Source organism: Novosphingobium sp. BL-A-41-Hi4A-0G (assembly GCF_055521735.1).
Window position 1 is genome coordinate 1,905,758 of sequence record NZ_CM145501.1, and the last position, 20,157, is coordinate 1,925,914.

Annotated in this window: 22 protein-coding genes; 7 read left to right on the forward strand and 15 right to left on the reverse strand. The window is 63.2% G+C overall.

What is annotated here, in order from left to right; all coding sequences use genetic code 11:
- Window positions 1–6: 6 nt before the first annotated feature.
- From ACZ1JX_RS09150 to ffh, 10 genes are all read right to left on the reverse strand, one after another.
- Window positions 7–1,032: an aspartate-semialdehyde dehydrogenase gene (locus tag ACZ1JX_RS09150; protein ID WP_465123253.1), complete on the reverse strand. Its 1,026-nt coding sequence runs from the start codon at window positions 1,030–1,032 to the stop codon at window positions 7–9.
- Window positions 1,033–1,138: 106 nt separating this feature from the next.
- Complete coding sequence (locus tag ACZ1JX_RS09155) at window positions 1,139–3,397, reverse strand: S9 family peptidase (RefSeq protein WP_465123254.1); 2,259 nt, start codon at window positions 3,395–3,397, stop codon at window positions 1,139–1,141.
- A 162-nt stretch (window positions 3,398–3,559) separates the two neighbouring features.
- On the reverse strand, window positions 3,560–3,928 hold the full coding sequence (gene rplS, locus ACZ1JX_RS09160) for a 50S ribosomal protein L19 (protein WP_465123255.1): 369 nt from the start codon (window positions 3,926–3,928) through the stop codon (window positions 3,560–3,562).
- Between the two features lie 2 nt (window positions 3,929–3,930).
- Complete coding sequence (gene trmD / locus ACZ1JX_RS09165; protein ID WP_465123256.1) at window positions 3,931–4,671, reverse strand: tRNA (guanosine(37)-N1)-methyltransferase TrmD; 741 nt, start codon at window positions 4,669–4,671, stop codon at window positions 3,931–3,933.
- Entirely contained in the window at window positions 4,668–4,997 is a 330-nt protein-coding gene (locus ACZ1JX_RS09170; RefSeq protein WP_465123257.1) for an acyl carrier protein, read from the reverse strand. Before ACZ1JX_RS09170 ends, trmD begins: the two co-directional genes overlap by 4 nt.
- A gap of 23 nt (window positions 4,998–5,020) precedes the next feature.
- A complete protein-coding gene (locus ACZ1JX_RS09175) occupies window positions 5,021–5,395 on the reverse strand; it encodes a PIN domain-containing protein (RefSeq protein ID WP_465123258.1) in 375 nt (124 codons plus the stop codon).
- A complete protein-coding gene (locus ACZ1JX_RS09180) occupies window positions 5,392–5,751 on the reverse strand; it encodes an AbrB/MazE/SpoVT family DNA-binding domain-containing protein (protein WP_465126385.1) in 360 nt (119 codons plus the stop codon). Before ACZ1JX_RS09180 ends, ACZ1JX_RS09175 begins: the two co-directional genes overlap by 4 nt.
- Window positions 5,752–5,781: 30 nt before the next feature.
- Entirely contained in the window at window positions 5,782–6,267 is a 486-nt protein-coding gene (rimM, locus tag ACZ1JX_RS09185; RefSeq protein ID WP_465123259.1) for a ribosome maturation factor RimM, read from the reverse strand.
- Window positions 6,268–6,375: 108 nt separating this feature from the next.
- The gene (gene rpsP, locus ACZ1JX_RS09190; RefSeq protein WP_465123260.1) at window positions 6,376–6,804 is read right to left on the reverse strand and encodes a 30S ribosomal protein S16; all 429 of its coding nucleotides are present in this window, start codon (window positions 6,802–6,804) and stop codon (window positions 6,376–6,378) included.
- 49 nt (window positions 6,805–6,853) lie between these two features.
- Window positions 6,854–8,341 (reverse strand): signal recognition particle protein, encoded by a 1,488-nt coding sequence (gene ffh, locus ACZ1JX_RS09195; RefSeq protein ID WP_465123261.1) that lies wholly within the window; start codon window positions 8,339–8,341, stop codon window positions 6,854–6,856.
- Between the two features lie 352 nt (window positions 8,342–8,693).
- On the opposite strand from ffh, the gene ACZ1JX_RS09200 reads away from it, so the two are divergent.
- The 7 genes from ACZ1JX_RS09200 (at window position 8,694) to ACZ1JX_RS09230 (ending at window position 15,182) form a co-directional block, all read left to right on the forward strand.
- Complete coding sequence (locus ACZ1JX_RS09200) at window positions 8,694–10,361, forward strand: putative bifunctional diguanylate cyclase/phosphodiesterase (protein WP_465123262.1); 1,668 nt, start codon at window positions 8,694–8,696, stop codon at window positions 10,359–10,361.
- 51 nt (window positions 10,362–10,412) lie between these two features.
- On the forward strand, window positions 10,413–11,222 hold the full coding sequence (gene dapF, locus ACZ1JX_RS09205) for a diaminopimelate epimerase (protein WP_465123263.1): 810 nt from the start codon (window positions 10,413–10,415) through the stop codon (window positions 11,220–11,222).
- Window positions 11,219–12,397 carry a MiaB/RimO family radical SAM methylthiotransferase gene (locus ACZ1JX_RS09210; RefSeq protein WP_465123264.1) on the forward strand — a complete coding sequence of 393 codons (1,179 nt, stop codon included), beginning with the start codon at window positions 11,219–11,221 and terminating at the stop codon, window positions 12,395–12,397. The genes dapF and ACZ1JX_RS09210 overlap by 4 nt, the downstream gene beginning before the upstream one ends.
- Window positions 12,394–13,320 carry a signal recognition particle-docking protein FtsY gene (gene ftsY, locus ACZ1JX_RS09215; protein ID WP_465123265.1) on the forward strand — a complete coding sequence of 309 codons (927 nt, stop codon included), beginning with the start codon at window positions 12,394–12,396 and terminating at the stop codon, window positions 13,318–13,320. The genes ACZ1JX_RS09210 and ftsY overlap by 4 nt, the downstream gene beginning before the upstream one ends.
- Complete coding sequence (locus ACZ1JX_RS09220; protein ID WP_465123266.1) at window positions 13,317–13,988, forward strand: inner membrane-spanning protein YciB; 672 nt, start codon at window positions 13,317–13,319, stop codon at window positions 13,986–13,988. Before ftsY ends, ACZ1JX_RS09220 begins: the two co-directional genes overlap by 4 nt.
- Before the next feature lie 138 nt (window positions 13,989–14,126).
- Window positions 14,127–14,699, forward strand: a complete 573-nt coding sequence (locus ACZ1JX_RS09225) for a urate hydroxylase PuuD (protein WP_465123267.1) — start codon at window positions 14,127–14,129, stop codon at window positions 14,697–14,699.
- Window positions 14,700–14,876: 177 nt separating this feature from the next.
- A complete protein-coding gene (locus tag ACZ1JX_RS09230) occupies window positions 14,877–15,182 on the forward strand; it encodes a hypothetical protein (protein WP_465123268.1) in 306 nt (101 codons plus the stop codon).
- 307 nt (window positions 15,183–15,489) lie between these two features.
- On the opposite strand, the gene ACZ1JX_RS09235 is transcribed toward ACZ1JX_RS09230, so the two are convergent.
- From ACZ1JX_RS09235 to ACZ1JX_RS09255, 5 genes are all read right to left on the reverse strand, one after another.
- Window positions 15,490–15,834: a response regulator gene (locus ACZ1JX_RS09235; RefSeq protein ID WP_465123269.1), complete on the reverse strand. Its 345-nt coding sequence runs from the start codon at window positions 15,832–15,834 to the stop codon at window positions 15,490–15,492.
- Window positions 15,831–16,790 carry a sensor histidine kinase gene (locus ACZ1JX_RS09240; RefSeq protein WP_465123270.1) on the reverse strand — a complete coding sequence of 320 codons (960 nt, stop codon included), beginning with the start codon at window positions 16,788–16,790 and terminating at the stop codon, window positions 15,831–15,833. The genes ACZ1JX_RS09235 and ACZ1JX_RS09240 overlap by 4 nt, the downstream gene beginning before the upstream one ends.
- 105 nt (window positions 16,791–16,895) lie before the next feature.
- Window positions 16,896–18,842 carry a potassium transporter Kup gene (locus ACZ1JX_RS09245; protein WP_465123271.1) on the reverse strand — a complete coding sequence of 649 codons (1,947 nt, stop codon included), beginning with the start codon at window positions 18,840–18,842 and terminating at the stop codon, window positions 16,896–16,898.
- A 167-nt stretch (window positions 18,843–19,009) separates the two neighbouring features.
- Window positions 19,010–19,708, reverse strand: coding sequence for a tetratricopeptide repeat protein (locus ACZ1JX_RS09250; RefSeq protein ID WP_465123272.1), 699 nt, complete (start codon window positions 19,706–19,708; stop codon window positions 19,010–19,012).
- Window positions 19,705–20,124: a cytochrome c-type biogenesis protein gene (locus tag ACZ1JX_RS09255; protein ID WP_465126386.1), complete on the reverse strand. Its 420-nt coding sequence runs from the start codon at window positions 20,122–20,124 to the stop codon at window positions 19,705–19,707. The genes ACZ1JX_RS09250 and ACZ1JX_RS09255 overlap by 4 nt, the downstream gene beginning before the upstream one ends.
- Between the last annotated feature and the right edge of the window lie 33 nt (window positions 20,125–20,157).

Consider the following 20,157-nt stretch of genomic DNA (forward strand, 5'->3'; position numbering starts at 1 on the left):
AATGGCTCAGCCCTTCTTGAGGTGGCGGCGGCCGAGCAGTTCGGCGATCTGCACCGCGTTGAGGGCCGCACCCTTGCGCAGGTTGTCAGACACGCACCACAGCGAAAGGCCGCTGTCGACGGTCGGATCTTCACGCACGCGCGAGATGAACGTGGCATAGTCACCAACGCATTCGACCGGGGTCACGTATCCGCCGTTCTCGCGCTTGTCGATCAGCATGACGCCGGGAGCTTCGCGCAGGATGTTCTGGGCCTGCTCGGCGCTGATCTCGTCCTCGAACTCGATGTTCACCGCTTCGGAGTGGCCGACGAAAACCGGCACGCGCACGCAGGTCGCGGTCAGCTTGATCTTGGGATCAAGGATCTTCTTGGTCTCGGCAACCATCTTCCACTCTTCCTTGGTGGAACCGTCGTCGAGGAACACGTCAATGTGCGGGATCACGTTGAACGCGATCTGCTTGGTGAACTTCTTGGCTTCGAGCGGATCGCCCACGAAGATCGCGCGGCTCTGCTCGAACAGCTCGTCCATGCCTTCCTTGCCCGCGCCGGAAACCGACTGGTAGGTGGCAACGACGACGCGCTTGATCCTTGCGGCATCGTGGAGCGGCTTCAAGGCCACGACCAGCTGCGCGGTCGAGCAGTTGGGGTTCGCGATGATGTTCTTCTTGGTGTAGCCGTCGATGGCGTCCGGGTTCACCTCAGGCACGATCAGCGGCACGTCCGGGTCCATGCGGTAGAGCGACGAGTTGTCGATCACCACGCAGCCTGCAGCGGCAGCCTTGGGGGCATAGATCTGGGTCGGGCCCGAACCTGCGGCGAAGAGCGCAATGTCCCAGCCGGCGAAGTCGAAGTTCTCGATGTTGCGGACCTTGAGCTTCTTGCCGGTCTCACCAAAATCGATCTCGGTGCCCTGCGAGCGCGGCGAGGCGACTGCCGCGATCTCGTCGCAGGGAAACTCGCGCTCGGCCAGAATGTTGAGCATCTCGCGGCCCACATTCCCCGTCGCGCCGACCACTACAACCCGGTAACCCATTTCCATTCCCTTCCTGCGGCCCGCCCTTCGTTCAGCGGACGGGCCGTGCTCTAGCGGCTGGTTCCGACCAGCCAAGTGTTTTGGGCTTTAGGCCCATGAAGTGAGGCTACTTCCCGCTCCCCGCGCCATTACGGTCAAGGAAGCGGAAAATCGTCTCGTACAAGTGCTGGCTCACCTTCGGGCCGCTGATGCGGTGGGTGTAGCCGGGATAGAGCATCATCTCGAACGGCACCGCCTCGGCCTGCATCTTGGCGATAATCGCGCTGGCGTTCTCGAACACCACGTTGTCATCGGCCATGCCGTGGATGATCAGCAGCGGATCGCTGATCTTGCTCGTTTCGGCCAGCGCGTTCGACTTTTCATAGACCTTTGGCAGCTTGGTCGGGTCGCCAAGATAGCGCTCGGTATAGGTCGTGTCGTACATCTGCCACTTGGTCACCGGCGCCACGGCGATGCCCGCCGCATAGGCGCCCGGATTGGCCTCGAGCATCTTGATCGACATGTATCCGCCATAGGACCAGCCGAAAGTGCTGATCTTGTCAGCATCGACGAACGGCTGCTTCTTAAGCCACATCGCGCCTGCCAGCTGGTCCTCGACCTCGACCGAGCCCATCGCATGATGCAGCGCCGAGGCGAACTTCACGCCACGGTTCTCCGACCCGCGATTATCGATGGCGAAGTAGATGTAACCCTTGTCGACAATCGCCTGCGCCAGCGCACCCTGGAAGCCCTTGCCCACCACCTGCGCGGTCGGCCCGCCATAGTGGTAGGTGAAGACGGGGTACTTCTTGCCGGGCTCCAGCGGCGGCGTGATCATCATGTAGTACAGCGGGGTACCGTCAGCCGCCGGGATCGTACCGAACTGTGCAGGGCGATGGCTGGCAAGGTAGGGCGCATAGGGGTGCGCGCCTGCAACCTTGTTCTCCTCGATCCACGCAAGGCGCTTGCCGGTAGTGTCGGCAATGTACGACTGCGCCGGCTGCGCGTCTGACGAGCGCGAGATCATCAGCGTCTGCCCGCTCTTGTCCATGCTCGCGCCGTTGACCCAGCCGAGCTCGGTCAGTCGCGTCAGCTTGCCCGGAGCCTTGAGGTCCATCGCATAGACCTGTTGCGCCAGAACGTCGTCCTTGGTGCCGGTGAGGTAAAGCTTGCCGCCCTTCTCATCGACGCCGACGAGCCCGGTAACGACCCACTCGCCCTTGGTCAGCTGGCTCCACTTGCCCTTGTTGAAGCGATAGAGGTGCCCGAACCCGTCACGCTGAGACCACCAAACCAGACTGCCGTCCGAAAGGAAGCGGTAGCTGTCGGACAGGTCGATCCAGTGCTTGTCCGCTGCCTTCTCGCTGAACAGCACGCTCGACTTGCCGGTTGCAGGATCGACCTTGAGCATGTCGAGCACGGTTTGCTCACGGTTCATCCGCTGGACGTAGAGCGTCTTGCCATCGGGTGCCCAGTCGACGCGGGCGAGGTAGATGTCCTTGTTCGCGCCAAGGTCGACCTGCACCCGGTTCGAACCGTCCGGACCCATGACATAGAGCGAGACTTCGGCATTGGGCGTGCCCGCCGCCGGATAGCGCTGGTCGAAAGTCTTGGTGCCTTCCGCGCCGATCGCCGCGCGCGTGACCACGCCGACCATGCTCTCGTCGAAGCGCTCGACCGCAATGCGGCTTTCATCGGGCGACCACCAGAAGCCGTTGAAGCGGTTCATTTCCTCCTGCGCAACGAACTCGGCCTCGCCCCAATGGACGTCTACGTTCGTCTCCTCGGGCGTAATCGCCTGCGCTGCTGCACCGGTCACCGGCCCCGCCCACAAGCGCCGGTCGCGCACGAAGGCGATATGCTCGCCCTTCGGCCCGAGCTTCGGCGTCAACTCACCGCCCTTGGTACCCTCGACCTTGCGCACCGATCCGTCGAGACCGGCCAGCAGCAGATCGCCGTCCACCGGCACCAGCACCGACTTGCCGTCCGCAGCCCACTCGTAGGAAACGATGCCCTTGAGATCGCCGATGCGCTGCCGCTCGCGCTGCATCTTCTCGGCCTCGGTCAACTGGCGACCGGACGAGAGCTTGAGCGAATCCACCAGCATCTTCCACTCGCCGGTCTGGCGGTCGAAGCCCCACAGGTCGTAGCGCTCGCGGTCGTCGGCGCGGTTGCGCAGCAGCGTCAGGTAGCGGCCATCGGGCGAAAGCTTCACCGCGCGCGGTGCCGGACCATTCAGGCTCGGGCTGGCAAAAACGCGCTCGAACGTCAGGTTCTTGGCTTCAGCGGGCGCGGCAGTGGTCATCGGTGATCCCTGTTGGGCAAGCGCGGGCGCGGCGATGATGGTTGAAAGCGCGCAGGCGGCGAGCAGGCGAAAATGACGCATGGGTTTTCGGTATCCTCTGGCCCGGCTTGTCACCGGGGCATGTTTGCGATGCGCCTAGGTGGCCCGAAATGGTTGCGTATGAAAGCAGAAAAGGCGCCCTGGCTCTGAGCCAGGACGCCTTTCTAACACGTTAGCCGTGTCGCGGCGTTTAGTCCCTTGGGCTCAGGCCTTGGTGACCTTGCGCTCAGCAATACGCGCCGATTTGCCGGTGCGGCCACGAAGATAGTAGAGCTTCGCACGACGCACGACACCACGGCGCACCACGGTAATCGAATCGATGTTGGGCGAGTAGAGCGGGAACACGCGCTCCACGCCTTCGCCGAACGAGATCTTGCGAACGGTGAAGTTCGAGCCGAGGCCACGGTTCGAGCGCGCGATGCACACGCCTTCGTAGGCCTGGATACGGGTACGCTCGCCTTCGACGACGCGCACGCCGACGCGGACGGTGTCGCCTGCGCGGAAGTCCGGAATTTCCTTCTTCGCCTTGAATTCGGCGATGGCTTCAGCTTCAAGCTGCTGAATCAGGTTCATTTTCAATCGTCCTGCACTTCACGCTGCGCGCCAGAGGCAGACTGGACCCGAGCGCCGATGTGGCGCTCCCAAAGGTCCGGCCTGCGTAACCGTGTGTCGATCTCGGACTGTGACTTGCGCCAAGCCGCGATCTTCGCATGATCCCCCGATCGCAGCACTTCAGGGATCGTGCGCCCTTCCCACTCAGCAGGTCGGGTGTAGTGCGGGTATTCAAGGAGGCCGTTCTCGAACGACTCCTCATGCCCGCTAGAAGCCGCGCCCATTACGCCGGGAAGCAGCCGAATGCAAGCGTCGAGCAGCATCAGCGCGGCACATTCCCCGCCCGAAAGCACGATGTCGCCGACCGAGACTTCCTCGACCTCTCTCCCCTCGAAAATCCGCTCGTCAAACCCCTCGAACCGGCCACAGAGGACGATCACGCCAGGCCCCTCGGCAAGCTCCCGAACGCGCTCCTGCGTCAGCGGCTTGCCGCGGGGAGTCATGGCGATCACAGGGCAGCCGGGGTGGCTTTCCCGCGCATGGTCGATGGCTTTGGAAAGCACATCCACCCGTAACACCATCCCCGCCCCGCCCCCTGCCGGCGTGTCGTCGACGGTCCTGTGCCTGTCGATGGCAAAGTCCCGAATCTGCACCGCATCCATCGCCCACGTCCCCTCCCGCAACGCGCGCCCGGCAAGACTGACGCCAAGCGGGCCGGGGAACATCTCGGGGTAAAGGGTGAGGACTGTGGCGGCGAAGGTCATGGTTCCAGCCAATGGCCTGCTTCGATCACTTTCGCAATGTGCCCCAGCTCCAGCCGCTCGTAGGGGCTGGGGTCGAAAAGCCGCCCCCGGATCGGCCATGTGATCAAGCGCCAGACCAGCCAGAATGGAGCCAATGGGGATATGCCTTCATCGAGCAAAGCGAAACGCTGCCAAGGCCATTGCCACACTTGATCGCCAAACTCCTGCGCGAGTGCTTCGGCAAGGTCTTCGACGTCACCACCGGATATGCCGATATCCTGATCAATCGCAGACGCAAAAGTCAGTCGATCCCGCCGCACACCTGTCTGTTCAGCGACAATCTCCATGACCCGGTCCAAAGTCGAGGACATCAAACCGTCCAGTTCTCAACCACCAACCCCGGCACATCCCGGAAGTCCGCTTCGTTGTCCGTCACCACGATCAACCCGTGCGACAGTGCATGCGCCGCGATCAGCCGGTCATAGCTCGCGCGCTTGAACGGGAGTTCTGCATAAGCCTGCGTCGCCTTGAAATCGAAGTCCAGCACCGGCACTTCCTCCACGAACGCCCTAAGCTGCTCAGTCGCAGGTGGCTTTTCGTTCGCCGATCCAAAGGCGACCTCGGCGTAACAGATCGCCGACGTCACCATCTCGCCCGCCTCGCATTGCGAAGCACGCGCATAGACGCCCGCATCCTGATTCATGACCAGCGCGATGATGATGTTGCTGTCGAGCAGGTATTTCACTGCCCGTCCTTTGAAGGATCACGGCTGCGCAACGGGCGATCTTCGAAGACCCGATCCTCGCGCCGGATCGGCTTGAGGCTCGTCGCAGAGCCCGCAACCTTGGCAATGTTGAACATCCGCTTGGGCTGCTCGACAGGCTCGTAGGAAAGGAACTGCCCATCCTCGACCAAAAGGTCCATCTCCATTCCGGCGGAAAGCTTTGTGCCAGCCGGGATGCGGACGGCAAGAGAATTACCCGACCTGAACACCTTGGTGCGGTGACGCTGCTTCTCGATGGTTTTCAGCCAAGGGGCAGAACCAAACACCCGCATGTTGAATTTCTTGCGTTCTTCGCGAACCTTGCCGTCTTCCGCCATCACGGCCTCCGTATATACGCAATGTATATACTACTCCGCCCAGCCCGCCTCAATCACAATCCGCTCGTCGGTCCATTCCGGAACCGCTTGCGGCTTCATCGGCACCATGAAGGTCTTGCCGTCGGCCTTGCGGATCTCGATCACGTCGCCCGCGCCGAAGTTTTCGACGCCGACGCATTCGCCAAGCGTCTCGCCCTCGGTCGATACCGCAGGCAGGCCGAGCAGGTCGGCGTGGTAATATTCGCCCTCGGCCAGTGGCGGGAGCGAGGAGCGGGGCACCGTCAATGCCGTGCCGCGCAGCTTTTCCGCCGCCGTGCGATCAGTGACTTCGGCAAAGCGGGCAATTGCGCCGCCCTTGCCGTCATCGCGCATCGACGTGACGGTAAGCGCAGAATCGTTGAAGGCGCGGTAACGCTTCAACGCGCCCGCGCCTTCACCGAACAGCTTCAAGCGGACCTCGCCCGCCACTCCATGCGCGCCGATGATGGCGGCGAGAACAACCTGCCGCTCAGCCATGCGCAGCCCCTCCCGCAGGCGGGAGGGGTTTGGGGTGGGCGCGGGAGGGCACTGCGCTGTGCAGGCCCACCCCCAGCCCCTCCCGCTTGCGGGAGGGGAGAAGCAGCATCAGGCTTCCGTCTGCTCTTCAGCAGCGGCTTCAGCCGGAGCTTCTTCAGCCACGGGAGCGGCCGATGCGGCAGCAGCAGCTTCAGCGGCTTCACGAGCCTTCTCGGCCTTTTCCTCGGCGCGCTCCTTGGCCTTCTTGCCGGGTTCACCAGCCTGCGGGTTGTTGGTAGCCTTGCGCTCCTTGATGCCGGCCTTGTCGAGCATGCGGGCAACGCGGTCGGTCGGCTGGGCGCCAACGCCGAGCCAGTAGCGCACGCGGTCTTCGACCAGACGGACGCGGTTTTCATCGTCCTTGGCCAGCAGCGGGTTGTAGGTGCCAACCTGCTCCAGGTACTTGCCGTCGCGCGGGGCGCGGCTGTTGGAGACGACGACCTTGTAGTACGGGCGCTTCTTCGAGCCACCACGCGAAAGACGAAGAGAAACAGACATTTGATCAACCTTTCAGCGAAACTGTATTAATCGGGAAACTTCAGGAAATTCAGCGCTTCTTGAGCAGGTCACCAAGGTTGCCGGGAAGCCCCCCGGAACCGAGGCCGGGCAGTCCGCCCCCGCCCATGCCTCCCCCAAGACCACCGAGGCCTCCGGGACCCATTTGCTGGTCGAGCCCCGGCATGGCGGCACCAAGGCCACCCTTGCCGAACAGCGCGCCCAGCCCCTTGAGGCCGCCCATCTTCTTGATCTGCTTCATGGCCTTGGCCATTTCCTGATGCATCTTCAGAAGCTTGTTGACGTCCTGCACTTGCGTGCCGGAGCCCTTGGCCACGCGGATCTTGCGCTTGGCGTTCAAGAGTTCGGGCTTCTCGCGCTCCTTGGGCGTCATCGAACCGATGATCGCGTCCATGCGCAGCAGCACCTTGTCGTCCATGCCGGACTGCGCCATCGCCGCCTTGGCCTTCTTCATGCCGGGCATCATGCCCGCCAGAACGCCAAGACCGCCCATGTTCTGCATCTGCCGCAGCTGGGTGCGAAGGTCGTTCATGTCGAACTGCCCCTTCGACATGCGCTGCGCCAGCTTTTCGGCATCTTCGGCATCGATCGTCGCCGCCGCCTTCTCGACGATGGAGACAATGTCGCCCATGCCGAGGATGCGGCCCGCCACGCGTTCCGGGTGGAACGGTTCGATTGCGTCGAGCTTTTCGCCGGTGCCGGCAAACTTGATCGGCTTGCCGGTGACCGCGCGCATCGACAGCGCCGCACCACCGCGCGCGTCGCCGTCCATGCGGGTCAGCACGACACCGGTAAGATCAACCTCGCCCGAGAACGACTGCGCGACGTTGACCGCGTCCTGACCCGTCAGCGAGTCAACGACGAGCAGCGTTTCGCGCGGCACCGAGACGGCGGCGACCGCCTTCATCTCGTCCATCAGCGACTGGTCGACGTGGAGACGGCCTGCGGTGTCGAGCAGAAGCACGTCGACAGCCTGCAGCTTGGCGGCATTCACCGCGCGCGTGGCAATGTCGACCGGCATCTGGCCTGCGATGATCGGCAGCGTGGCAACGCCCGCCTGCTCACCCAGCACCTTGAGCTGCTCCTGCGCCGCCGGACGGTTTACGTCCAGCGAGGCCATCAGGACCTTCTTGCCCTGCTTTTCCTTCAGCAGCTTGGCGATCTTGGCGGTGCTGGTCGTCTTGCCCGAACCCTGCAGGCCGACCATCATGATCACGACCGGCGGCGCGGCATTAAGGTCAAGCTCAGCGGTGCCACCGCCGAGCATCTCGACCAGCGCATCGTTGACGATCTTGACGACCTGCTGGCCGGGAGTAACCGACTTCAGGACCGACTGGCCGACGGCCTGCTCGGAAACGGAATCGATGAAACGGCGAACAACGGGCAGCGCAACGTCGGCTTCGAGCAGCGCGATGCGCACTTCGCGCATGGCCGCAAGGACGTCTTCCTCACGCAGCGCGCCGCGGCCGCGCAGGCGGTCGAATACGCCTCCAAGCCGGTCTGACAGACTATCGAACACGCGTCGTTCCCATCACCATGCCCTTGATCGCATGCCATTTTCGCGTAACGCGAAAAACGCCGGTGGGCGAAACCTCGCCGACCAGCGTGTGGCATCCTGAACAGGGGCCGTTGTCGAATCCGCAAGACGCAAAGGCGCTTGCAGGGGCGGCCCTTAGCCTTGCTTGCGCCCGAAGGCAAGCGGATTGGCCCGGTCCCATGCCAGACCATGCTGCCGGACGCCCGGAACACCGCGAGGTTAAGGACGGCCTTAACCAAAACTTCAGGACGTTCCCCTACCTCTAACGCCGTAGGGCCAAAGGCACGTCCGACAGGGACCGGTCTGCGGCGCGGAGGAAGGCGAAAGCAGGGGTATGGCGACAGCGCCGCTAAACGCAGGACCAGCAGGTCCGGGACCACTCACGAGCGAGGGGACAGACCCGTCGGGCCATCGCAACCCCCACGATTTCGTGGGGCTCGGCATCATCGTTGCCGCGGTTCTGCTGTTCGTCGCCAACGGTTCCTCCGTGCTGCACGATTTTCTGCAGGCACTCGCCACCGGTACGCGTCCGCGCGAACCGATGCTTGGCACCGCGTTGGTCCTCAACATCGCGCTGCTGTTGTTTGGCTGGCGCCGCTACGTCGATCTGACACGCGAGGTCGATCAGCGTCGCGAGGCCGAAGAGACTGCCCACAAGCTCGCCCACACCGATCCGCTGACCGGCTGCCTCAACCGCCGCAGCATCGGCCCTGCCTTGCAGGACATGATCCAGACGGCCCGCACCACCGGTCACGAGGTCGTGGCGATGATGATGGACCTCGACAACTTCAAGCGCTCGAACGACGTCCACGGCCATCAGGCGGGCGACGCCGTGTTGCTCCACACCGCCGAACGCATCCGCGCGATCCTGCCCGAACGCTCGATCATGGCGCGTCTCGGCGGCGACGAGTTCGCCTTCGCCGCGATTTACGATCCCGACCATGCCGAAGCGATCGACCGGCTGATGATCCGGCTCAACGCCTCGATCGCTCGACCGGTCGATGTCGATGGCATGTCGCTGGAGGTTACCGCGTCGATCGGCCTTGCCAACACCACGCCCGCCGATCAGGCGATCCTTGCCGAAACGCTGCTGCACCGCGCCGACCTTGCTATGTACCAGGCAAAGAAGGCCGGACGGAACCGCTACTGCTGGTTCGAACACAACATGGAAAGCGAACTGCGCTTCCGCAGCGAACTGGAACGCGGCATCCGCGAGGGGATTCCGCGGGGCGAGTTCGTCCCCTATTACGAAAAGCAGATCGATCTCGATACCGGCGAACTGGCGGGCTTCGAAATGCTGGCCCGCTGGAAAAGCCCCAAGCACGGCCTTCTGAGCCCCGAACTGTTCATCCCGATTGCCGAGGAGATCGGCCTGATCTCGGAGCTTTCGGAAAACCTCATCCGTCAGGCACTGCGCGATGCGCGCGAGTGGGACCCGAAGCTCACGCTTTCGGTAAACATCTCGCCGCTTCAGTTGCGCGATCCGTGGTTTGCGCAGAAGCTGCTCAAGCTGCTGGTGGAAGCCAACTTCCCCCCGCACCGCCTCGACATCGAGATCACCGAGACCTGCCTGCACGAGAACATCGGCGTGGTCCGCACGCTGATCACCAGCCTAAAGAACCAGGGCATCCGCATCAGCCTCGACGATTTCGGCACGGGCTATTCAAGCCTCGCGCAATTGCGCACCCTGCCGTTCGACCAGATCAAGATCGACCGCTTCTTCGTGTCGAATCTCGGCAAGAACAAGGACAGCGCGACAATCATCGAGGCGATCTCCTCGCTCGGCAAGGGCATGGACCTGCCGATCACCGCCGAGGGAATCGAGACGCCGGAGGTTCTGGACGAGCTGCGCAAATATGGCTCGTTCAAGGGGCAGGGCTTCCTCTATGGCCAGCCCGCCGATGCCGACGCAGTCCGCGCCCTGCTCGCCGACAGCAAAATGCTGCCCTCGGCTCCGGAAGTCGAAGCCACGGAAGAGACACCTCGCTCGGCAACAGCCTGAATTCGGCTCTTTGCATTGCCATGAAGCGCACGAATCCCTAAGTCGCGCGCCATGCGCATTTCCTTCCGCAAGATGCACGGCCTCGGCAACGATTTCGTCGTGATCGACGCCCGCGAGGCGCCGGTTCCCATGACCACGCGGCGCGCTGCCGCACTGGCCGACCGCCGCACCGGCATCGGCTGTGATCAGCTGATCGTGCTCGAACCGTCTGATGTCGCGAATGTGCGGATGCGGATCTTCAACAATGATGGCAGCGAGGTCGAAGCCTGCGGCAATGCCAGCCGCGCTGTTGGACTTCTCCTTGGCGGCACCCAGAGCATCGAGACGCTCGGTGGCCTCATTCGCTCCGAAGCGGGTGTGGAAGGGGTGTCGGTCGATATGGGTTCGCCCCGCTTTGGCTGGCAAGAGATACCCCTGAGTTATGCCATGGATACCTTGGAGTTGCCGGTTGGCTGGGAAGAGTTGGAGAATCCCGTCGGCGTCAATGTCGGCAACCCTCACGCGGTATTTTTCGTGCCGGATGCCGATGCCGTCGACCTCGAAAGACTGGGTCCAAGTATTGAAAATGACCCGGTTTTTCCCGAACGCGTGAACGTCAATGTCGCCAGCGTGGTCGGCCCTGACCACCTCAAGCTGCGGGTGTGGGAGCGTGGTGCGGGCCTGACGCGGGCTTGCGGCACCGGGGCATGTGCCACGGCCGTCGCCGCCATGCGCCGCAAGCTGACCGGCCGCAAGGTCCGGGTGGACCTGCCCGGCGGACCGCTGACGATTGCCTGGCCCAAAGGCGGCACCATCGAGATGACCGGCCCTGCCGCGCTGAGCTTCGAAGGATCGTTCGAGGACACCGACTTCCCGGCATGAGCGGGCCGATCGTCTCTCTGGGCTGCCGCCTCAACATTGCGGAAAGCGAGGCGATACGCGGGTTTCTCGCCGATGGTCCGCCGACGGTCGTGGTCAATTCCTGCGCGGTGACGGCAGAAGCCGTGCGCCAGTCGCGCCGTGCGGTGCGGCGGCTGCGGCGCGAAAATCCCGATGCGCGTCTGGTGGTTACGGGCTGCGCGGCAACGATTGAACAGGACGCCTTTGCCGCCATGGCCGAGGTCGATGCAGTGGTGCCCAATGCCGACAAGCTGAAACCGGCAGCCTGGCATACAAGCGATGGCAGGAAGCCGGTCATTTGCACCGAGACGAGCAAGCATACCCGCGCTTTCATCCCGGTGCAGAACGGCTGCGATCATGCCTGCACGTTCTGTATCATCCCGCAAGGCCGCGGCAGCAGCGCTTCACTTGCCGTGGCTGACGTGATCGAGGCCATCGCCCGGCATGACGGCGTCGGCGAAGTCGTGCTGACGGGCGTGGACGTCACCTCGTGGGGGGCGGACCTGCCGGGCGAGCCGCGCCTTGGCGATCTGGTTTCGGCGATCCTGAACGCCTTCCCCGCCCTGCCCCGCCTGCGCCTGTCCTCGCTCGACGGGGTGGAAATCGACCCGCTGCTGTTCGACCTGATCACCACCGAACGACGCGTGATGCCGCACGTCCACCTCTCGCTGCAATCGGGCAGCGACATGATCCTCAAGCGGATGAAGCGGCGGCATTCTCGCGAGCAGGCGATCAGGCTGGTGCAGCAGATGAAGGCGCTCCGGCCCGAGATTGCCATTGGCGCAGACCTGATCGCGGGTTTTCCAACCGAAACTCCCGAAATGCATGCCGACAACGTCTCGATCGTGCGCGAGTGCGGCATCGTCCATGGCCACGTGTTCCCCTATTCCCCCCGCCCCGGCACGCCAGCGGCGCGAATGCCGCAAGTCGAGCCGGTGATCGTGCGCGAGCGGGCCGCCGAGGTGCGCGCTGCCGTTGCCGATCAACGTGCGCGCTGGCTCGCCTCATTGCTCAGCCATCCGGCACAGGTGCTTGCCGAGCGCGATGGAACCGGCCATGCGGGACACTTTGCAAGCTATCGCGTTCCGCAAGGCACTCCGGTGGGCAGCCTTGTCATGGTGACGCCGACAAAGATCGTTGAAGGAATACTGGAATGAGTGGCGAAAGCTGGTCCGATCGAATCCTCGGGGGCTTCCGCAAGACGTCCGAGCGGCTCGCCGAGAACCTCGGCGGCATTGTCGGTGCCTCGCGCCTGACCGAGGCGCAGCTTGACGATATCGAAGATGCGCTGATCCTTTCGGACCTCGGCCCGCGTGCAGCAGGGCGCATCCGCGAACGACTGAAGGGCGCACGGTTCGAGAACGGCGTGGACGAGCAGGGCTTGAAGGAAGCCGTCGCCGAGGAAATCGCTGCGATCCTGCGCCCCGTGGCCAAGCCGCTCGAGATCGTCGCCTTCCCGCGCCCGCAAGTGATCCTCGTGATCGGCGTGAACGGATCGGGAAAGACCACGACCATCGCCAAGCTGGCCCACCTGTTCCAGGAGCAGGACTACGGCGTCATGCTGGCAGCGGGCGACACCTTCCGCGCGGCTGCCATCGGCCAGCTCAAGGTGTGGGCCGAGCGGCTTGGCGTGCCGATCGTGACCGGGCCGGAAGGGGGCGACCCTGCGGCCATCGTGTTCGATGCGGTGAAGACCGCGACCGACACCGGCATCGATACGCTGATCGTCGATACCGCAGGACGCCTGCAGAACAAGCGCGAGCTGATGGACGAGCTGGCCAAGGTGCGCCGCGTGCTTGGCCGCCTGAACCCCGAAGCGCCGCATGACGTGGTGCTGGTGCTCGATGCCACCAACGGGCAGAATGCGCTGCAGCAGATCGAGATCTTCAAGGAGGTGGCGGGCGTGACCGGGCTTATCATGACCAAGCTGGACGGCACCGCGCGCGGCGGCGTTCTGGTTGCAGCAGCAGAGCAGTACGGGTTGCCGATCCACGCCATCGGTGTGGGCGAAAAGATCGACGACCTGCGGCCCTTCGACCCCGACCTCGTCGCCAAGGTCATCGCGGGAGTGTTCCGGTGAGCGAAGTCCAGAAGAAGTCCGAGACGAAGCCAAAGTCCTCCTGGGTCAACCTGCTGGTGGACTACGGCCCGCTGCTCGTGTTCTTCCTCGCCTATCGCCATTTCAAGCGCGATGGTGGCGATGCGGGGCTTGCCGAAGTGGTGGCGGTGACCAAGGGCACGGCGGCGTTCATGGTCGCGACCGTCGCGGCGCTGATCATCTCGAAGCTGCGCCTTGGCAAGATCTCGCCGATGCTCTGGCTGTCGACGGTGCTGATCCTCGGATTTGGCACGCTGACGGTCCTGCTGGGCGATCCGTTCTGGATCCAGGTCAAGCCGACCGCGATCTACCTGCTGTTTGCCGCTGTCCTATTTGCCGGGCTCGCCCGAGGCAAAGCGATGCTGCGCTATCTGCTGGAAGCCGCGTTCGACGGACTGGACGAGCAGGGCTGGCTCAAACTTTCGCGCAACTGGGCGTTCTTCTTCCTGTTCCTCGCCGCTCTCAACGAAGTGCTGCGCTACTTCTTCAACACGCAGAACGGCAATTTTGAAATCTGGCTTCAGGCCAAGCTCTGGGGCGTCACCACGCTGTCCTTCCTGTTCACTTTCGCGCAGATTCCGATGCTGATGAAGCACGGGCTTGCGGTCGAGGCCGAAACCGACGTCGAGCAGAACCCGCCGCACGATTGAACGTCCTGCCGACGCCAGCACTCTGCCTGCCCCTAATTTCGTGTGACATTTGCATCACAGCGCCTAATATGTGCGCCAACCGTGGGGGCATGGTCGTGCTCCCGCCATACGACGGTTGCACCATAAGGGGGAAATCTCATGGCCAAGTTCTTTGGCAATCTTCATCTCGTACTTGTCGTCGGCCTCGTCGCAGCCATTGCAGTGATGGTGGGCTACGGGGAGTTCGTTCCGCTCGATGCAAACTCGGTGCTGCGCTGGCTCCACACGTTCTTCGGCATCCTCTGGATCGGTCTGCTTTATTACCTGAACTTCGTCCAGGTGCCGACCATGCCCAAGATCCCCGCCGAGCAGAAGGGCGCGATCACCGGGCATATCGCACCGAAGGTCTTCTTCTTCTTCCGCTACGCCGCGCTGCTGACCGTGCTCACCGGCCTCGCGATCTCGATCGTCAACGGCTATGGCCATGCTGCCCTCACTTTCTCGGGTGAAGACAACGTGAACCTGATCGGCCTTGGCATGTGGCTGGCGATCATCATGGCGTTCAACGTGTGGTTCATCATCTGGCCCGCCCAGAAGAAGATTCTCGGCATCGTCGAAGCTTCGGCTGAAGAGAAGGCTGCTGCCGCTCCGCGCGCCCTTGCCGCCAGCCGCACGAACCTGCTGCTGTCGCTGCCGATGCTCTATTGCATGGTGAGCGCAAACCTCGGCTGATCCCTGCGATCAAGCGAGCCTGAAAAGGGCGCGGCGTCTGGTGACGCTGCGCCTTTTTCTTTGCCCCGGCGAGCCGCTGCACACGCAAAACCCGCAGCGGGATAACAATGCGCTTTCGTGCGTTACTCCTTCGACCCGCCTTGCGGGTGCTACACGATAAGGGGAGTTTTCCACCACATGCGCAAGTTCACACATTTCGCCGCTGCTGCGGCCACTGCGCTTACGCTTTCGGCCTGCTCTGAAAAGACGCAGGATTCGGCCGCCACGACTGCGGAATCCGCTGGTAACGACGTCGCGAACGCAGCCGACAAGGCTGCCGCTGCAACCGATGAACTCGGCAGCAAGGCAGCCGCAGCCGTAGATGACGCAGCTGCCAAGACCGACGAAATGGCCGACAATGCGGCAGCCAAGACCAAGCAGGAGGCGGCTGAAGCCGAAGCCAGCCTGCACAACGAATCCGTCGCGGAAGCCAAGAAGGACTGACGTGACGAACGCCGGGGCGGCCACGCCGCTCCGGCTTTTCCCTAGGTCGTAAACTCATAAAGCGCACCATCGAGGCGCCAGAATGGCGAACATATCGGGCCCAAAGGTCCGCCGCAGGGGCTGGTTGCCCCTGTAAGGGCGTTTCGGTTCGAGATGGAAGCCATTCTGGCGTCCCTTCGGGATTTGACCAAAACGGCCATCTGCTGCGTCAGTCGGGCTTGAAATATCGACATATTCCTGCGCCCTCCTTCCTTGCACCTGGCCGTTTTGCCTCAAACCTCGATGGTGCCCTTTATGAGTTTACGGCCTAGAACAAGGCCGAAAGCTTCTCGATCAGATTGGCCGAGATATAGGGCTTTCCCAGGATCGGACGATCCGCGAACGGCGGCTCTACAGAACCATATCCCGTGGCAATGACGAACGGGATGCCCCGCTCGGCAAGTGCTTCGGCCAGCGGCGTTCCCGGCTCGCCAGCGAGGTTCCAGTCCAGCACTGCGGCATCGACGCCGCCTTCAGCGATCATGACCAGACCCTCGGCGACACGTCCGACAGGTCCGAGCGGCACCGCGCCATTGTCTTCAAGTGTATCGCACAGCATGGCAGCGACGATGAATTCGTCCTCGACCACCAGAATGCGCTTGCCGTCGATCATTGTGCCATCCTGTCCTGCGGAACCGCGATCTGGCATCGCAGCCCCCTGGCGTCGTACTCGAGATTGACACGTCCGCCGAGCTGACGTGGCACCGCTTCTGTCAGCAGACGTGAACCAAAGCCTTTTCGCGAAGGCGGCGTTACCACGGGTCCACCGCTCTCCACCCAATCAAATTCGACCATGCCGTCGTCCCGCACGGACCATCGCACGGAAACGCGTCCGGCGAGGCCCGACAGCGCGCCGTACTTCATCGCGTTGGTCGCAAGCTCATGCAGCACCATGACAAGCGAGACCGTGGCGCTTGCCGGCATGACGACGTCGGGTCCCGCAATATCCACACGCAAGTCATCCGGGCCACAGATGAGCAGCCCCTGCCGCACGATATCGGAAAGGCATGCGCCTGCCCAATTCGTCCGGCTCAGCGCATCGTGGGCACCAGACAGGGCCGAGAGCCGATTGGTGAAGGTCGAGACCTTCCGATCTGGTGCGTCTGCGCTGCGGAACGTCTGATGCGCCATGGCCTGCACCACCATGAGCGTATTCTTTACCCGATGATTGAGTTCCCCGACCAGCAGTTCAAGCCGTTCTTCCAGCTGCTTGCGTTCAGTGATGTCGATCCCGGTGGACTGTGCGACCGACCATGCGCCTTCGTAATCAAATTCCAGCGCATGATTTCGCCACAGCATCCAGCGAGTGCCGCTGGCGGTCTCGAACCGGTTCTCGATAGTGAGTTCGGGCTGTTCGGGCGTGAGATGCCGGAGCATCTCGCGAACGTGTTCCTGATCCTCGCCACTGACGAAGTCCCACAGGTTTCGCCCGGTCAGGTCCTGGGGCTCATGCTCCAGCGTGCGGGCATAGGCGCGATTGACGAACAGGATCGTGCCATCCGCCCTGAACCGGCAGACCGTTTCCAGCTGTGCATCAAGGATTTCGCGCAGCAGCGCGCTATCGGACATTCCTGCGCCCCTGTTGGCCCGAGTTAACGATAGCTAACGGATTTACGCAGAAATCCAAGGGGCTGAAGGCAAAAGCACGACGAAGCGAGTAGCTGAACGCAGGCGTCAGATCTTCAACTGGCTGCCCAGTTCGACGACACGGTTGGTCGGCAAGCGGAAGAACTCCATCGCGCTGGCGGCATTGCGCAGCATCCAGGCAAACAGCTTCTCGCGCCACAGCGCCATGCCCGGCTTGTCGGACGGAATGAGCGTCTGGCGTGAGAGGAAGAAGCTGGTCTTCATCATGTTGAACGGCTCACCGCACATGCTTACGCCCTGAAGCGCGGCAGGAACGTCGGTCTCCTCAAGGAAACCGAAGCGCAGGGTCAATCGGTAGAAGCCGTTGCCGAAGTCCTTCACCGAATAGCGCTCCTCGGGATCGACGTAGGGAACGTCCTCGATCGAGACAGTCAGGATCACCACGCGTTCGTGCAGGACTTTGTTGTGCTTGATGTTGTGCAGCAGCGCCGAGGGCACGCCTGCGGCGGTCGAGGCCATGAAGATCGCCGTTCCGGAAACACGGGCGGCGCTGGAGTGGGCAGACTTGGTGAAGACCTCGAGCGGGATCGTGCCTTCGGCCATGTTCTCGCGCATCAGCGCACGTCCGCGCGACCAGGTGGTCAGCAGCGTGAAGATTGCCACGCCCATGACCAGCGGCACCCAGCCGCCATCGGGGATCTTGGTCATGTTCGCGCCGAGGTAGGCCCCGTCGATCGTGAAGAACAGCGCGAGCATGGCAATGGCCACCGGCGCCTTCCACTGCCACAGTTTGAACAGCACGACGGCGAGCAGGAAGTTGTCGATCAGCATGGCCCCTGTCACCGCGATGCCATAGGCGGCGGTGAGGTTGGACGAGCGCTGGAACACCAGAACCAGCAGGATCACCGCAATCATCAGCGCCCAGTTGATCACCGGGATGTAGATCTGGCCCGCCGCCGTGGAGGTGTGCTTGATCGTCATGCGCGGAATGAAGCCGAGCTGGATCGCCTGCTGCGTCACCGAGAACGCGCCGGAGATCACGGCCTGCGAGGCAATGACCGCCGCGCATGAGGCGATGAACAGCAGCGGCCACTGGAACCACTCAGGCGCCAGGTAATAGAACGGGCTCTCGAGCGCGGCCGGATTGCGGATCAAGAGCGAGGCCTGTCCGAGGTAGTTCAGCACCAGCGCCGGCAGCACGAAGACCAGCCACGAGATGCGGATGGGGCTGCGTCCGAAGTGGCCCATGTCCGCGTAGAGCGCCTCTGCACCCGTCACCGCCAGCACGGCCGCACCCATGGCCAGAAAGCCCCGGTAGGGGTCGGCGAAAAACATGGTCACGGCATGATGCGGGCTCAGCGCGCTTATCACTTGCGGATATTGCGCAATGCTCAGGGCGCCGAGCACGGCGATCGTGCCGAAATAGAGCAGCATGATCGGGCCGAAGAAGGTGGCGACCTTTTCGGTGCCGCGGCTCTGGATGAAGAACAGGCCGATAAGAATGCCGACGACGAGCGGCACGATCAGCGGATGCAGGTCGGGCCGGTAGACTGCGACACCTTCGATGGCGCCCATCACCGAAACCGCCGGGGTGATCATGGAATCACCGTAGAACAGAGCGGTTGCAAACACCCCGAGAAGGATGATGCCCTTGCCCCAGCGCTTGCCGTCGGTGTGCTGGTTGATCAGCGCGAGCAGCGCGAGGCTGCCGCCTTCACCCTTGTTGTCGGCACGCATGATGATCGAGACGTACTTGAACGTCACGATGATCATCATCGACCAGAACATCAGGCTGATGATGCCGTAGATGTGCAGCAGGTCGAGTGGAAGCTTGTGATGCCCGGCGAACGTATCGCGCAAGGCGTAGAGCGGGCTGGTGCCGATATCGCCGAAGACGACGCCGATGGCGCCGACCGCCAGCTTCATCAGCGAACCGTGAGAATGTCCCCCGTGGGCATGGCCTGCCGGATGGGTAACGGCATGCGCAGGCGCAGCCGCGCTGGTACGTTCCGCATCGCTAACGGCATCACTCATGGCAACGGTGCCCCCGGCCTCAAAGCCTCGAACGCTTGCGCCGGAACGGCGGAAACGGCGCGGCGCTTTAGCACTGCCCCAATGGCCCTGCAATGGGCTGGGATGCGCATCTGCCGGTACCTAACGAACGGCAGGGAACGACGTTCCTCGCGCCATATTTTGCAAGATTATTCAGCTGCTTGGCCAGATGACGCAGGTTCTTCCGGCGGGGTCGGAACGGGGGCACCGGCAGTGCCGGCTCCGGAGCTTTGGGCGATGATCGAATCGATCCGCTGGATTCGCTCCACCAGATCCGCGCGATAGGGCGCATCGTCAGGCGAACGGCGCAGGAGTTCAGCCCACATCGCGCGCGCATCGGCCAGGCGACCAGATTGTGCGAGTGCAAGCCCCATGAAGAACGGCGGACCGGGATGGTCGGGCGCGATCGTCGCCGCCTTCTGGAAAGCGAACTGCGCCGCAGGCGTGATCAGGCCATCGCTATGGCCGACCAGTGCGTTGCCAAGGGATACCCAGAGGTCTGGGTCCTTGGGAAACTGCTGGGTCGCCTTGCGCAGGACTTCTGCGGCGGCACCGTACTGTCCTTGCCGGGCAAGCCCATCGGCGAGGATCAGCCAGCTCTGGCCTTGGGCGAACTGGTCGCCCATCTGCTGGCGTTGCTTGACCAGTGCCTCGTCAGCGGCGCGCTTGTTTTCGACCGGGGCCTTGGGGGCGCCGGGTTGTGCGGGAGAGCCCTGCAAAGCGTAGCCTGCAATACCGACGAGCAGCGCAGCGCCCGAAAGCTCCCACGCTGCACGCGGCATCTTGAGCGCGAAGGCGAGCAGGCTGAAGACCGCTGCGGCGATCAGGAGGACGACAACCCAGGTCATTCGGGCTTCTCCGACTTGGCAGCTTTGCGGAAACGCCCGCGCAGCAAGATGGCTGCCAGCAGGAGGATCACCAGCGGCGCAGCAAACAGCGGCCACATGATCGGCTTGTTCTGGGGGGCGTAGCTCACGTAATCGCCATAGCGCTCGATCAGCCAGGCGCGGATCGCCTCGGGGTCCTCACCCGCCTTGATCCGGGTGCGGACCTGATGGCGCATGTCACCGGCCATCGGCGCGTCCGAATCGGAGATCGCCTGGCTCTGGCACTTGAGGCAGCGCAGCGTTTCCATCAGCGCTTGCGCCTTGGCTTCCTGAGCCGGGTCTTCCAGCTGCTTGTAGGCATAAGGTGCGGGCGGCAGCAGATCCTGCGCGGCAATTGGCGCTGCGAACATGACGGCGATGGCCAAGAGCAACCGCATCGTCATTCCCGCGAAGGCGGGAATCCAGCGACC